This is a genomic window from Erwinia sp. PsM31, from assembly GCF_030433775.1.
Lineage (GTDB): Bacteria > Pseudomonadota > Gammaproteobacteria > Enterobacterales > Enterobacteriaceae > Erwinia > Erwinia aeris.
Map to the genome: position 1 here is coordinate 19,482 of NZ_JARUWZ010000040.1, position 13,791 is coordinate 33,272.

The following is a 13,791-nucleotide window of genomic DNA, read 5'->3' on the forward strand; positions in this document are numbered from 1 at the left end:
AAAGTCAACCTAAGTTGGCAGATTTTACGCCAGGCAGCCAGGCATAATCTTTTGGAGTAAGACATGAGCAGCGATAAAATTGTCCACCTGACCGATGACAGCTTTGAAACCGACGTCCTGAAAGCAGAAGGCTTGACGCTGGTCGACTTCTGGGCAGAATGGTGCGGTCCGTGCAAAATGATCGCCCCGATCCTTGACGAAGTCGCCGAAGAATACGACGGCAAACTGACTATCGCCAAACTGAATATCGACGAAAACCCAGGCACCGCGCCAAAATACGGGATCCGCGGTATTCCTACTTTGCTGCTGTTTAAAGACGGCGAAGTCGCGGCAACGAAAGTGGGCGCACTTTCTAAAGGACAGCTGAAAGAGTTCCTGAACGCGAACCTGGGCTAACCAGCTCTGCTGCTGCGGTGGGCCATATGCGCTCACCGCAGGCGCGAGTCTGCTTCCCGCTTCGGTTTTCTTTTTGCCTCGTTCATATTTTTAGCTCATCGCTAGACGTTTGCCATAGAGCGTGCTAACTTACTTTTACTGCATTACGCACTTACCTGTAGTTTGAATCTAATATTTACTCCTTGTTGAACACTGTTTTCCTCTGAATGTAACAAATGTTCAGCAATCTGACGGTTAGTATCCAGAATTTCCGGCACCTTGTCCTTACCGTCTCCCCGTATCGGATCCGCGTATTCCTGCACGCGATGATCGGGAGTCTGACAAGACAGCCATTAACAGGCATGGATTTTTCGCCATACCATTGACGACAAACATTTCGAGATTTACCCCGAGTTTAAGAACCCACCATTATGAATCTTACCGAATTAAAAAATACGCCGGTTTCTGACCTGATAACACTCGGCGAAAATATGGGGCTGGAAAACCTGGCGCGCATGCGCAAACAGGACATTATCTTCGCCATCCTTAAACAACACGCGAAAAGCGGCGAAGATATCTTCGGCGACGGCGTACTGGAGATATTGCAGGATGGATTTGGTTTCCTCCGCTCTGGAGACAGCTCCTACCTCGCCGGCCCTGACGACATCTACGTATCCCCCAGCCAAATTCGCCGCTTTAACCTCCGCACTGGTGACACCATCTCCGGCAAGATCCGTCCGCCGAAAGAAGGCGAGCGCTATTTTGCCCTGCTGAAGGTTAATGAAGTTAACTTTGACAAGCCGGAAAATGCCCGTAACAAAATCCTGTTTGAAAACTTAACGCCGCTGCACGCTAATTCGCGTCTGCGCATGGAGCGCGGCAACGGGTCTACCGAAGACTTAACCGCACGCGTACTGGATTTGGCTTCGCCAATCGGTCGCGGCCAGCGTGGTCTGATCGTGGCGCCGCCAAAAGCGGGTAAAACCATGCTGCTGCAGAACATCGCGCAGAGCATCGCCTATAACCATCCTGACTGCGTGCTGATGGTGCTGCTGATTGACGAACGTCCGGAAGAAGTAACCGAGATGCAGCGTCTGGTGAAGGGCGAAGTGATCGCCTCTACCTTCGATGAGCCGGCTTCCCGCCACGTGCAGGTCGCTGAAATGGTGATCGAGAAGGCCAAGCGTCTGGTCGAGCATAAAAAGGACGTTATCATCCTGCTCGACTCCATCACGCGTCTGGCTCGCGCCTACAACACCGTGGTGCCGGCTTCCGGTAAAGTGCTGACCGGTGGTGTGGATGCCAACGCCCTGCACCGTCCAAAACGCTTCTTCGGCGCCGCGCGTAACGTGGAAGAGGGCGGCAGCCTGACCATCATCGCTACCGCGCTGGTCGATACCGGTTCGAAGATGGATGAAGTCATCTACGAAGAATTTAAGGGTACGGGCAACATGGAACTGCATCTGGCGCGTAAAATCGCCGAGAAGCGCGTGTTCCCTGCTATCGACTACAACCGTTCCGGTACGCGTAAAGAAGAGCTGCTTACCAGCTCTGAAGAGCTGCAGAAGATGTGGATCCTGCGCAAAATCATCCATCCAATGGGTGAGATCGATGCGATGGAATTCCTTATCAACAAGCTGGCGATGACCAAAACCAACGACGAATTCTTCGATATGATGAAGCGTTCGTAAGTCGGCCGGTCTGCTGGAAAAAAAGAGGGTTGAGCGATCAACCCTCTCTTTTTTTGGCCTGTTTTTGTGCGAATTCACCGCAGAAGCCGGAAAAAGAAGAAAACTCGGGGAACGCCGCGCTCAGACGTGGCGTTTTTCGTTTATGGGCTATACGATGTTGCCACTGGAGAATTAAATTAAAGGTGCGGCGGGCAGGAAATCGGGCGGTGAGGCTGGATTTTTCCCGTGGCACAATGGACATCAGAATCAGACAGCGGTTTGTGGCACAGAAATTGCTATAACACTGGGATTCTTAGCAGAGAGCTGGTTAATGTGAATTTACTCAATATGAGTACTGAGCTTGCTTTAATATTTTTGTTTTCGCTGGTGTTTCTCTTTTTCGCCCGTAAAGCAGCCAAGAAAGTGGGTCTTGTGGACAAGCCCAACTATCGCAAACGTCACCAGGGCGTTATTCCTCTGGTTGGCGGCATCTCTGTTTTCGCCGGCATCTGTTTTAGCTTCGCGGTGACCGATTACTACATTCCCCATAGTCTGCTTTACCTGAGCTGCGCTGGCGTGCTGGTGCTGGTCGGAGCGCTTGATGACCGCTTTGATATCAGCGTAAAGATACGCGCCTGCGTTCAGGCAGGCATCGCCGTGGTGATGATGACCATGGCCAAACTCTATCTGCTCAGCCTGGGCTTTATTTTTGGCCCCTGGGAGCTGATCGTCGGGCCTTTCGGCTACGTGCTGACGCTGTTTGCGGTCTGGGCGGCCATCAACGCTTTTAATATGGTGGACGGTATCGACGGTCTGCTGGGCGGCCTGTCCTGCGTCACCTTCCTGGCGATGGGCATTATTCTGTTCGTGGACGGGCAGCAAAGCCTGGCGATGTGGTGTTTTGCGATGATCGCCGCCATTATCCCCTATATCCTGCTTAATCTTGGCGTTTTCGGCCGTCGCTACAAGGTTTTTATGGGCGATGCGGGCAGCACGCTGATTGGCTTTACCATTATCTGGATCCTGCTGGAGGCGACCCAAGGACAAAGCCATCCCGTCACGCCCGTCACGGCGCTGTGGCTGATCGCCATTCCGCTGATGGATATGATCGCCATTATGTATCGCCGCCTCAGCAAGGGCATGAGCCCGTTTTCCGCCGATCGCCAGCACATTCACCATTTGATTATGCGCGCCGGGTTTACCTCGCGGCAGGCCTGCTTTCTGATCACGCTGGCGGCCGCGCTGCTGGCCGGCGTCGGCGTGCTGGGAGAATCGCTGAGCTTTGTGCCGGAGTGGCTGATGCTGGTGCTGTTTTTACTGGCTTTTATGCTCTACGGCTACTGTATTAAACGCGCCTGGCGCGTGGCGCGAATGCTGAAAAGAGTCAAAAGAAGGCTGCGCAAAGCCCGCTAGACCGTTTCGGACCTCTTTACCCTGGACAAGGAATATCATGTATGACGCATCCTGACGTTGCAGAGAACGAGCTGGATATCCGCGGGCTGTGCTGCGCGCTATGGCGAGGAAAGCGGTGGATTATCGGCAGCGCGCTGCTTTTTGCCCTGCTGGCCTGGCTCTGCTCGCTGCTGATCACGCCAAAATGGAGCACCACGGCGGTCACCGATCGTCCCACCGTCAATATGTTGGGCAATTACTACTCGCAGCAGCTGTTTCTGAACAATCTGGACAGCCGCAGCAGCAGCACACCCATCGTTGCGCCCGCCATTGCGGACGAAGCCTATCAGGAGTTCGTGATGCAGCTGGCGTCTTATGACACCCGCCGCGAGTTCTGGCTGCAAAGCGACTACTACAAACAGCGGCAGAGCGGGCAGGCTCGCGACGATGCCGCGCTGCTCGACGAGCTGATCGCCAATATTCAGTATCAGCCCGGCGATGCGGCAAAAAGCCTGAATGACAGCGTCAAGCTGATCGCGGAAACCGCGCCGGCGGCCAACACGCTGCTGCGCCAGTATGTTGCTTTTGCCGGCCAGCGCGCCGCGCAGCATCTTAACGCCGAGCTGGCAGGCGGCTGGGCCGCCCGCGCTCAGCAGCTGAAGGCGCAGGTGCAGCGGCAGGAAGCGGTAGCGAAAGCCATCTATGACCGCCAGATCAACAGCGTGCAGCAGGCGCTGAAAATCGCGCAGCAGCAGGGCTTCGAGCAGGCGAAAACCAGCACGCCTTCAGAACAGCTGCCCGATTCCGAGCTGTTTCTGCTGGGCCGCTCGCTGTTGCAGGCCCGCCTGGAAAACCTGCAGGCCAGCGGGCCGACCTACGATCTGGACTATGATCAAAACAGAGCCATGCTGAGCACGCTGAATGCCGGGCCGAAGCCGGATAATGCTTTCCAGACCTGGCGCTATCTGCGCACGCCGGAAGAGCCGGTGAAGCGCGACAGCCCACGTCGCCTGTTTATGATGATCATGTGGGGTGCCGTAGGCGCGCTGGTTGGCGCGGGTACCGCTTTGCTACGCCGACGTCGCGGTTAAGCGCCGATTTATAGTTACCTGACAGACGAAGGAAAGAGAACAACAGTGAAAGTATTAACTGTTTTTGGCACGCGCCCGGAAGCGATAAAAATGGCTCCGCTGGTTCATGCACTTGCCCAGGATGGCGAGATAGACGCGCGTCTGTGCGTTACCGCGCAGCATCGTGAGATGCTGGATCAGGTGCTGCAGCTGTTTGCTATCGTCCCCGATTACGATTTGAATATTATGCGGCCAGGCCAGGGGCTGACGGAGATCACCAGCCGTATTCTGGAAGGGCTGAAAGGCGTGTTTACGGAGTTCAGGCCGGATGTCGTGCTGGTGCACGGCGATACCACCACGACGTTCGCAGCCAGCCTGGCGGCTTTTTATCACCGCATTCCGGTGGGGCATGTGGAGGCCGGACTGCGTACGGGCGATCTGTATTCGCCGTGGCCGGAAGAGGCCAACCGCACGCTGACCGGGCATCTGGCGACCTGGCACTTCCCGCCGACGGAAACGGCGCGGCAAAATCTGCTGCGCGAAAATCTGCCCGCCGCGCGCATGTTTGTTACCGGCAACACGGTGATCGACGCGCTGTTTTGGGTACGCGATCGCGTGTTAAGCGACGAGCAGCTGCGTAACGGCCTGGCGACTCGCTATCCCTTCCTTGAGGCTGATAAGAAGCTGATCCTGGTAACGGGACACCGTCGGGAAAGCTTCGGCGACGGCTTTGAGCGCATTTGCAGCGCGCTGGCCGATATCGCCCGCCGCCATCCCGAGGCGCAGATCGTTTATCCGGTGCACCTGAATCCTAACGTCAGCGAGCCGGTCAATCGTATTCTCAGCGATATCGACAACGTAGTGCTGATCGAGCCGCAGGAATACCTGCCGTTTGTCTGGCTGATGGATCGTGCCTGGCTGATCCTGACCGATTCCGGCGGCATCCAGGAAGAAGCGCCTTCGCTGGGCAAGCCGGTGCTGGTGATGCGTGATACCACCGAACGCCCGGAAGCGGTAGACGCAGGCACCGTCAGGCTGGTAGGCACTGACACACAAAAAATCGTTCGCGAGGTGACGCGCCTGCTGACGGACGAAGAGGCTTACCAATCCATGAGCCGCGCCCATAATCCCTATGGCGACGGCCTGGCCTGCGAACGTATTGTGCAGGCCCTTAAAAACAATCGGATTTCTTTATAATGTTCAATACCATTTCTGTTATCGGGCTGGGCTATATTGGCCTGCCTACCGCTGCGGCTTTCGCCTCCCGCCAGAAAAAAGTGATCGGCGTGGATATCAACACGCGAGCGGTCGAGACGATTAATCGCGGCGATATTCATATCGTGGAGCCGGACCTGGACGTGGTGGTGAAAACGGCCGTGGAGCAGGGCTATCTGCGGGCGACCACCCGGCCAGAGCCGGCGGACGCTTTTCTGATTGCGGTGCCGACGCCGTTCAAAGACGGACACCAGCCGGATCTCGCCTGGGTCAAAGCGGCGGCCGAGTCCATCGCGCCGGTGCTGAAAAAAGGCGATCTGGTTATCCTGGAATCGACCTCGCCCGTGGGCGCGACGGAGCAGATGGCCGAGTGGCTGGCGATGGCGCGCAGCGATCTGGCTTTTCCTCAGCACGCGGGCGAAAAAGCCGACGTGCAGATCGCCTATTGCCCGGAGCGCGTACTGCCCGGCCAGGTGATGGTCGAGCTGATTAAAAACGACCGCGTGATCGGCGGCATGACGTCGCTTTGCTCGCAGAGAGCGTGCGATCTCTACAAAATATTCCTTGAGGGCGAGTGTGTGGTCACTAACTCGCGCACCGCTGAGATGTGCAAGCTGACGGAAAACAGCTTCCGCGACGTCAATATCGCCTTCGCCAACGAGCTGTCGCTGATCTGTGCCGATCAGGGCATCAGCGTCTGGGAGCTGATCGCGCTGGCCAACCGCCATCCCCGCGTCAATATTTTACAGCCCGGCCCTGGCGTCGGCGGCCACTGCATCGCCGTGGATCCGTGGTTTATCGTGGCGCAGAATCCGGTACAGGCTCGCCTGATCCGCACCGCGCGCGAAGTTAACGACAGCAAGCCGCACTGGGTGCTGGAGCAGGTGAAGAAAAAGCTGGCCGAGTGCCTGGTCGCCAGCGACAAACGCCCCAGCGAGCTGACCATCGCCTGCTTTGGCCTGGCCTTTAAGCCCAATATCGACGACCTGCGGGAAAGTCCGGCAATGGAAGTGGCGCAGATGATCGCCGACTGGCATCAGGGCGTCACCCAGCTGGTGGAGCCGAATATTCACGAGCTGCCGAAGGGGATGCCGGAGAGAAGCGTGCTGGTTACGCAGGAAGAGGCGTTACGCCAGGCGGACGTGCTGGTTATGCTGGTGGATCATCAGCAGTTCAAAACCATCGACGTCGAAGGCCTGCGCTCGCGCTGGCTGGTGGATACCAAAGGCCTCTGGCGATGAACGCCACCGCTTTGCCGGGACGCGTCGAACCGCTGACGTGGGAAAACGCGTTCTTCGCTATCAACAGCGCCCTGCTGACCGTCGATCTGCACGAGGCGCCGATCGATGAAGCGTCGCTACGGCAATATGACCTCGTCCAGGCGAAAATCCTGTCGCAGCAGACGGCGGAGCTGGATGCGTTAAGCGCGCTGGGGTTTCGCTTTGTAGAAGGCGAAGCGGATTTCGTGCTGGGTATCGGCGTGGGCGGCAGGCCGGAAGGCATTCGCATTGCCCGTAAGGAACATATTCCGGCGCTGCGCGAGGTAGCCAGCAGCGCTTTTGCCTTCAGCCGCTTTCGCGCGCCCTGGTATAAAGCGGAAGACAGCGGGCGATTCTATGCGCAGTGGGTGGAAAACGCTGTACTGGGGACTTTCGACCATCAGTGCCTGATTGCCGTCAACGACCAGGGCGAACTACAGGGTTTCGTCTCACTGCGCGAGCTGGCCGACGGCAGCGGCAGGATCGGCCTGCTGGCGACGCTGCCTGAGGCGCAGGGACTGGGCGTCGGTCAGCGCATGATCGAGGCCGCCATTGACTGGTGTCGCGCGCGACGCCTGACGCGTCTGCATGTTGCCACTCAGCTTGGCAATCTGCCGGCACTCCGACTTTATCATCGCTGCGGCGGCGTAATTGAACGCACCGCCTGGTGGCTCTACAGGTAATTTTATGATCCCGTTTAATGCCCCACCGGTGGTGGGAACCGAACTTGAGTATATGCAGTCCGCGATGGGCAGCGGCAAGCTGTGCGGCGACGGCGGCTTTACCCGTCGCTGCCAGCAGTGGATGGAAAACCGGTTCGGCAGTCGTAAAGTGCTGCTGACGCCGTCCTGCACCGCCTCGCTGGAGATGGCCGCCATCCTGATCGACATTCAGCCCGGCGATGAAGTGATTATGCCGAGCTACACCTTCGTCTCTACCGCCAACGCCTTTGTGCTGCGCGGCGCGACTATCGTGTTTGTCGATATCCGTCCCGATACGCTCAACATCGACGAAAAGCTGATCGAAGCGGCCATCACCGAGAAAACTCGCGCGATCGTTCCTGTGCATTACGCGGGCGTCGCCTGTGAGATGGATACGATCATGGCGCTGGCGGAAAAGCATAAACTCTACGTGATTGAAGACGCGGCGCAGGGCGTAATGGCTACCTACAAAGGCAAAGCGCTGGGCACGATTGGCCATATCGGCTGCTTCAGCTTTCACGAAACCAAGAACTATACAGCGGGCGGCGAGGGCGGCGCGACGCTGATCAACGATTCGGCGCTGGTGGAAAGAGCAGAAATCATCCGTGAAAAAGGCACCAACCGCAGCCAGTTCTTTCGCGGCCAGGTGGATAAATACACCTGGCGGGATATCGGCTCCAGCTACCTGATGGCCGATTTGCAGGCCGCTTATCTCTGGGCGCAGCTGGAAGAGGCCAAACGCATCAACGAGCAGCGCCTGCGCCTGTGGCAGAACTACTACGACGCGCTGCTGCCCGTCGCCGCCAGCGGACGAATTACGTTGCCGACCCTTGCGGCAGATTGCCAGCACAACGCGCATATGTTCTATATCAAGCTGCGCGATAACGACGACCGCAACGCGCTGATTAACTGGTTAAAAGAAGCGGAAATCCTGGCCGTATTTCACTATATCCCGCTGCATTCGTCACCGGCCGGGCAGCGTTTTGGCCGTTTTCACGGGGCGGATCGCTACACCACGGCGGAAAGCGAACGCCTGCTGCGGCTGCCGCTGTTTTACAACCTTTCCGACAATAACCAGAAAACGGTTATCAACTCGCTGCTGAGCTGGTTCTGATATGTCGCTGGCTAAAGCTTCGGTGTGGACGGCAGCGTCCACGCTGGTAAAAATCGCTGCCGGTCTGCTGGTGGTCAAGATGCTGGCCGTGTCCTTTGGCCCGGCGGGCGTGGGGCAGGCGGGCAACTTTCGCCAGCTAATCACCGTGCTGGGCGTGCTGGCTGGCGCAGGCATCTTCAACGGCGTCACCAAATACGTGGCGGAATATCAGCAGCAGCCTGCCCGGCTGCGCGCCGTAACCGGCACGGCGTCGGCAATGGTGCTGGGCTTCTCTACGCTGCTGGCGGTGGTTTTCCTGCTGTTTGCCGAACCGGTCAGCGTCGGCCTGTTTGGTCACGGCGGCTATGCGAACGTGGTGCGGATGCTGGCTTTTGTGCAGGTCGGCATCGCCTGGGCCAACCTGGCGCTGGCGGTAATCAAAGGCTTTCGCGATGCGATGGGCAACGCGCTGTCGCTGATCGCAGGCAGCCTGATCGGCGTGGCGGCGTGGTTTGTCTGTTACTGGCTGGGCGGCTACAGCGGCGCGCTGATCGGCATGGCGCTGGTTCCGGCGCTGGTAGTGGTGCCCGCGGCGCTGTTGCTGGCAAAGCGCGACCATCTGCCGCTGCATTTCCTTAAGCCGCAGTGGCACGGCGACATCGCGCGTAATCTGGGTAAATTCACGCTGATGGCGCTGATGACCGCCGTAACGCTGCCGGTCGCCTGGGTGATGATGCGTAATCTGCTGGCGGCGCACGACGGCTGGGAGCAGGTCGGTCTGTGGCAGGGCGTAACCAGCATCTCGGACGCTTATCTGCAATTTATCACCGCCTCTTTCAGCGTCTATCTGCTGCCGACGCTGGCAAAGCTGACCGATAAAAAAGCGATCTCGCGCGAGATCCGGCGGTCGCTGAGCTTTGTGCTGCCTGCGGTGATGGCGGTCAGCCTTACCGTCTGGCTGCTGCGCGACGTGGCGATCTGGCTGCTGTTTTCCAGCAGGTTCACCGGGATGCGCGACCTCTTTATCTGGCAGCTGACCGGCGACGTTTTTAAGGTAGGCGCTTATGTGTTCGGCTATCTGGTGATTGCCAAAGCCTCGCTGCGTTTTTACCTGCTGACGGAAGTCAGCCAGTTTCTGCTGCTGACGCTGTTTGCCTGGTGGCTGATCCCACTGCACGGCGCTGTCGGCGCGGCGCAGGCCTATATGGCAACCTACATCGTCTATTTTGCGCTTTGCGCTGGCGTATTTTTTCTTTATCAAAGACAAGTATGACAACACTGATCCACGTTCTTGGCTCGCCGATTGAGCACCACAACCAGACCGTTCTGCGGTTTTTTAATGACGTCATGACCCAGGCCGCGCCGTGCAATGAACAGCGCCAGTTTTGGGTCGTGGGCGAACCTGCGACGGCGTTTTCCTCACTGGCTATTCGCTGGTTTAAGGATAAAAAAAGCATTGCTGAGGCAGTAACTGCCCGCGCACAGGCCGATCGACAGACGCGCTTTTTCTTTCATGGCCAGTTCAATCCGACGCTGTGGCTGGCGCTGCTGCTACGCAAAATCCGGCCTGACCAGGCGTACTGGCATATCTGGGGCGCCGATCTCTACGAGCAGGCTGGCGGCCTGAAGTTCCGCCTGTTTTACGCCATGCGTCGCCTGGCGCAAAAGCGCATCGGTCATGTCTTCGCCACGCGCGGCGATATCGCCTTTTTCCAGCAGCGTCAGCCTGCCGTGCCCGCTTCGCTGCTCTATTTCCCGACGCGCATGGCGCAGATCGCGCTGCCTGACGCGCCAGAAAACAGCGAGCTGACCATTCTGGTCGGCAACTCCGGCGATGCCAGCAACTGTCACCTTCAGGCGTTGCAGGAAATCCATCAGCAGTTCGGCGAGCGGGTGAACGTCATTGTGCCCATGGGCTACCCGGCAAATAACGACGCTTATATCCAGCGCGTGCGGGAAGCCGGCGCGGCGCTGTTTGGCGCCAGGCTGAACGTGCTGACCGAAAAGCTTGATTTTACGGCTTACCTGGCGCTACTTGCCCGTTGCGATTTGGGCTACTTTATCTTCGAGCGCCAGCAGGGCATTGGCACGCTGTGTCTGCTGATCCAGGCCAACATTCCGTTTGTTATCAACCGTAAAAATCCTTTCTGGCAGGATCTGACCGGGCAGCAGGTGCCGGTGCTTTTTGCCGGTGATAAACTAACACCGGAGCTGATCGCCGAAACAAAGCGGCAGATGGCCGGCATGGATAAAGCCGCCATCGCCTTTTTCGACCCGGCCTTTGTGGCGGGCTGGCAGCAGGCGCTGGCGCTGGCGGAAGGAGCAACGGCATGATTTTTTCACAGTTTGCAGGCCTGCTGACGGTCTGGCTGCTGTCGCTGGGGCTGATTTTGACGCTGACCTGGCGAGAGTTTCGGCGCGTGCGGTTTAACTTCAACGTCTTCTTCTCGCTGCTTTTTCTGCTGACCTTTTACTTTGGCTTCCCGCTGACCTGCGTGCTGGTGTTTGGCTTCAATGTGCAGGTGGTGCCTGCGGAGTATTTGCTGCAGGCGATGCTTGCCGCAACCTGCTTCTACGCTATCTATTATGTCAGCTATAAAACCCGGCTCAGGCAGGCGACGGAAAGGCCCGCTCGCCAGGTGTTCACCATCAACCGCGTTGAGGCGCACCTGACGTGGAGCATCCTGGCGCTGATTGCGCTGGGCACGGTGCTGGTGTTCTTTCTGCATAACGGTTTTCTGCTGTTTAAGCTGCACAGCTACAGCCAGATTTTCTCGGCAGAAGTGTCGGGCGTGGCGCTGAAGCGCTTCTTCTACTTCTTTATCCCGGCGATGCTGGTGGTCTACTTCCTGCGTCCCGGCCTGAAAAGCTGGCTGCTGTTCCTGGTGGCTACCGTCGCTTTTGGGCTGCTGACCTATGCGATTGTCGGCGGCACGCGCGCCAACATCATCATCGCTTTCGCACTGTTTCTTTTTATCGGCATCATCCAGGGCTGGATCACGCTGTGGATGCTGGCCGCCGCTGGCGTTGCGGGCATCGTTGGCATGTTCTGGCTGGCGCTGCGCCGTTATAACCTCGACGTCAGCGGCAGCGAGGCGTTTTACACCTTCCTTTACCTGACGCGCGATACCTTTTCGCCCTGGGAAAATTTGGGTCTTCTGCTGCAAAATTACGACAAAATCGAATTCCAGGGGCTGGCGCCCATCGTCCGGGATTTCTACGTCTTTATTCCGGGCTGGCTGTGGCCGGACAGGCCTTCGGTGGTACTGAACAGCGCCAACTACTTTACCTGGGAAGTGCTGAACAACCATTCCGGGCTGGCGATCTCGCCGACGCTGTTAGGCTCGCTGGTGGTAATGGGCGGCGTCTGGTTTATTCCGCTGGGCGCGGTGGCGGTAGGCATGATTATCAAATGGTTCGACTGGCTGTATGCCAAAGGACGTCATGAGGATAATCGCTACAAGGCCGCCATTCTGCAAAGCTTCTGCTTCGGCGCGGTTTTTAATATGATAGTGCTCGCCAGAGAAGGGCTGGACGCCTTCGCCTCCCGCGTGGTGTTCTTCTGCCTGATTTTTGCGGCGGCGGTGGTGGCAGCCAAGCTGCTCTACTGGTTGTTCGACAGCGCGGGCGTAATCCGTGCGCGGCCGGTGCGCCATCCGGGCGCAAAAACAAAACCTGTTAGCCAGTAACTTTAAGGACCTGTCATGGACTCCGCTTTTACGCCGCCGCACTACCCGATCCGCGGCATTACGCTGTTGGGCTTTCGCGATATGGCCGAATTCCTTGATTATCTCTGGCTGGGGGAACGCCTGAAAAGCGGCACGCTGGTGGCTATCAATGCGGAAAAGGTGCTGACGGCGGAAAGCCGCCCGGAAATTCATCGTCTGATCGACGAGGCGGAATATAAGTACGCCGACGGCATCAGTATCGTCCGCTCCATCCGCAAAAAGTATCCGCAGGCTAAGGTTGCGCGTATTGCCGGAGCCGATCTGTGGGAAGGACTGATGGAGCGTGCCGGCCGCGAAGGCACGCCGGTTTTCCTGGTCGGCGGCAAGCCGGGCATTTTGTCCCAGACCGAAGAGAAGCTGAAGCGCCAGTGGAACGTCAATATCGTTGGCTCGCAGGACGGCTATTTCGCGCCTGCCGATCGGGAAGCGCTGTTTGCCCGCATCGCCGCCAGCGGCGCAAAGATTGTCACCGTGGCGATGGGATCGCCGCGTCAGGAGATCCTGATGCGCGACTGCAAGGCTCTCTACCCTGATGCGCTCTATATGGGCGTAGGCGGCACCTACGATGTTTTCACGGGTAACGTGAAGCGCGCGCCGAAAATATGGCAGAGAACGGGCTTTGAGTGGCTTTATCGGCTGATCGTGCAGCCTTCGCGGATTGGAAGGCAGCTCAGCCTGCTAAAATACCTGCGTTATCACCTGCGCGGCGATCTTTAATTAACGGCTTTTAAACGGCCTCATCGGTTAAAAGACAAGCATTAACGCGCTAAAACGCCTGTAGTTTAGACAGAACGCACAAAGCGTAAGCAAACGGAATTTTTTGTGCAAAAAGCACTGGACAGGATCGGCTCGAATCCGTAGTATGCCCATCCGCAACGGCGCTACGCGCCCGTAGCTCAGCTGGATAGAGCGCTGCCCTCCGGAGGCAGAGGTCTCAGGTTCGAATCCTGTCGGGCGCGCCATTAAGTTTGTGCGCAAGAGCTGCGGTGGTAGTATTACCGCGTTAGGTAGTAAAGCAGTACGAGTAACAGGTGTGGTGGCTATAGCTCAGTTGGTAGAGCCCTGGATTGTGATTCCAGTTGTCGTGGGTTCGAGTCCCATTAGCCACCCCAGATTTTGTATGCGAAGGTGGCGGAATTGGTAGACGCGCTAGCTTCAGGTGTTAGTGTTCTTACGGACGTGAGGGTTCAAGTCCCTCTCTTCGCACCACAAAATCTTTAGCAGTACGCAGTTTTCGGCGAGTAGCGCAGCTTGGTAGCGCAACTGGTTTGGGACCAGTGGGTCGGAG

12 protein-coding genes and 3 tRNA genes are annotated in these 13,791 nt (G+C 57.6%); all 15 read left to right on the plus strand.

Features of this window, described 5'->3' with window-relative positions:
- Window positions 1-63: 63 nt before the first annotated feature.
- Entirely contained in the window at window positions 64-396 is a 333-nt protein-coding gene (gene trxA, locus QCD69_RS20855; protein WP_125290733.1) for a thioredoxin TrxA, read from the plus strand.
- Window positions 397-806: 410 nt separating this feature from the next.
- Window positions 807-2,066, plus strand: a complete 1,260-nt coding sequence (gene rho / locus QCD69_RS20860; protein WP_125290732.1) for a transcription termination factor Rho — start codon at window positions 807-809, stop codon at window positions 2,064-2,066.
- Between the two features lie 312 nt (window positions 2,067-2,378).
- Window positions 2,379-3,458, plus strand: coding sequence for a UDP-N-acetylglucosamine--undecaprenyl-phosphate N-acetylglucosaminephosphotransferase (wecA, locus tag QCD69_RS20865; RefSeq protein WP_253457189.1), 1,080 nt, complete (start codon window positions 2,379-2,381; stop codon window positions 3,456-3,458).
- 41 nt (window positions 3,459-3,499) lie between these two features.
- Window positions 3,500-4,528 carry an ECA polysaccharide chain length modulation protein gene (gene wzzE / locus QCD69_RS20870; protein ID WP_253457192.1) on the plus strand — a complete coding sequence of 343 codons (1,029 nt, stop codon included), beginning with the start codon at window positions 3,500-3,502 and terminating at the stop codon, window positions 4,526-4,528.
- 45 nt (window positions 4,529-4,573) lie between these two features.
- Entirely contained in the window at window positions 4,574-5,704 is a 1,131-nt protein-coding gene (gene wecB / locus QCD69_RS20875) for a non-hydrolyzing UDP-N-acetylglucosamine 2-epimerase (RefSeq protein ID WP_253457195.1), read from the plus strand.
- Window positions 5,701-6,963, plus strand: coding sequence for a UDP-N-acetyl-D-mannosamine dehydrogenase (gene wecC, locus QCD69_RS20880; RefSeq protein WP_253461189.1), 1,263 nt, complete (start codon window positions 5,701-5,703; stop codon window positions 6,961-6,963). The genes wecB and wecC overlap by 4 nt, the downstream gene beginning before the upstream one ends.
- Window positions 6,960-7,664 carry a dTDP-4-amino-4,6-dideoxy-D-galactose acyltransferase gene (gene rffC / locus QCD69_RS20885; RefSeq protein WP_253457197.1) on the plus strand — a complete coding sequence of 235 codons (705 nt, stop codon included), beginning with the start codon at window positions 6,960-6,962 and terminating at the stop codon, window positions 7,662-7,664. The genes wecC and rffC overlap by 4 nt, the downstream gene beginning before the upstream one ends.
- A 4-nt stretch (window positions 7,665-7,668) precedes the next feature.
- Complete coding sequence (rffA, locus tag QCD69_RS20890; RefSeq protein WP_301253409.1) at window positions 7,669-8,796, plus strand: dTDP-4-amino-4,6-dideoxygalactose transaminase; 1,128 nt, start codon at window positions 7,669-7,671, stop codon at window positions 8,794-8,796.
- Between the two features lies 1 nt (window position 8,797).
- Window positions 8,798-10,048, plus strand: a complete 1,251-nt coding sequence (wzxE, locus tag QCD69_RS20895; protein ID WP_301253410.1) for a lipid III flippase WzxE — start codon at window positions 8,798-8,800, stop codon at window positions 10,046-10,048.
- Window positions 10,045-11,109, plus strand: a complete 1,065-nt coding sequence (locus QCD69_RS20900; RefSeq protein ID WP_301253411.1) for a TDP-N-acetylfucosamine:lipid II N-acetylfucosaminyltransferase — start codon at window positions 10,045-10,047, stop codon at window positions 11,107-11,109. The genes wzxE and QCD69_RS20900 overlap by 4 nt, the downstream gene beginning before the upstream one ends.
- The gene (wzyE, locus tag QCD69_RS20905) at window positions 11,106-12,464 is read left to right on the plus strand and encodes an ECA oligosaccharide polymerase (protein WP_301253412.1); all 1,359 of its coding nucleotides are present in this window, start codon (window positions 11,106-11,108) and stop codon (window positions 12,462-12,464) included. Before QCD69_RS20900 ends, wzyE begins: the two co-directional genes overlap by 4 nt.
- 15 nt (window positions 12,465-12,479) lie before the next feature.
- Window positions 12,480-13,220 carry a lipopolysaccharide N-acetylmannosaminouronosyltransferase gene (gene wecG, locus QCD69_RS20910; protein ID WP_253457211.1) on the plus strand — a complete coding sequence of 247 codons (741 nt, stop codon included), beginning with the start codon at window positions 12,480-12,482 and terminating at the stop codon, window positions 13,218-13,220.
- Between the two features lie 168 nt (window positions 13,221-13,388).
- Window positions 13,389-13,465 (plus strand) — tRNA-Arg (locus QCD69_RS20915).
- 74 nt (window positions 13,466-13,539) lie between these two features.
- Window positions 13,540-13,615 (plus strand) — tRNA-His (locus QCD69_RS20920).
- A 10-nt stretch (window positions 13,616-13,625) separates the two neighbouring features.
- Window positions 13,626-13,712 (plus strand) — tRNA-Leu (locus tag QCD69_RS20925).
- The last annotated feature ends 79 nt before the right edge of the window (window positions 13,713-13,791 follow it).

Bases quoted from the DNA above. Each gene is read 5' to 3' on its own strand.
- trxA (WP_125290733.1), top strand. From the start codon at position 64: ATGAGCAGCGATAAAATTGTCCACCTGACCGATGACAGCTTTGAAACC.
- rho (WP_125290732.1), top strand. From the start codon at position 807: ATGAATCTTACCGAATTAAAAAATACGCCGGTTTCTGACCTGATAACA.
- wzzE (WP_253457192.1), top strand. From the start codon at position 3,500: ATGACGCATCCTGACGTTGCAGAGAACGAGCTGGATATCCGCGGGCTG.
- rffC (WP_253457197.1), top strand. From the start codon at position 6,960: ATGAACGCCACCGCTTTGCCGGGACGCGTCGAACCGCTGACGTGGGAA.
- rffA (WP_301253409.1), top strand. From the start codon at position 7,669: ATGATCCCGTTTAATGCCCCACCGGTGGTGGGAACCGAACTTGAGTAT.
- wzxE (WP_301253410.1), top strand. From the start codon at position 8,798: ATGTCGCTGGCTAAAGCTTCGGTGTGGACGGCAGCGTCCACGCTGGTA.
- QCD69_RS20900 (WP_301253411.1), top strand. From the start codon at position 10,045: ATGACAACACTGATCCACGTTCTTGGCTCGCCGATTGAGCACCACAAC.
- wzyE (WP_301253412.1), top strand. From the start codon at position 11,106: ATGATTTTTTCACAGTTTGCAGGCCTGCTGACGGTCTGGCTGCTGTCG.
- wecG (WP_253457211.1), top strand. From the start codon at position 12,480: ATGGACTCCGCTTTTACGCCGCCGCACTACCCGATCCGCGGCATTACG.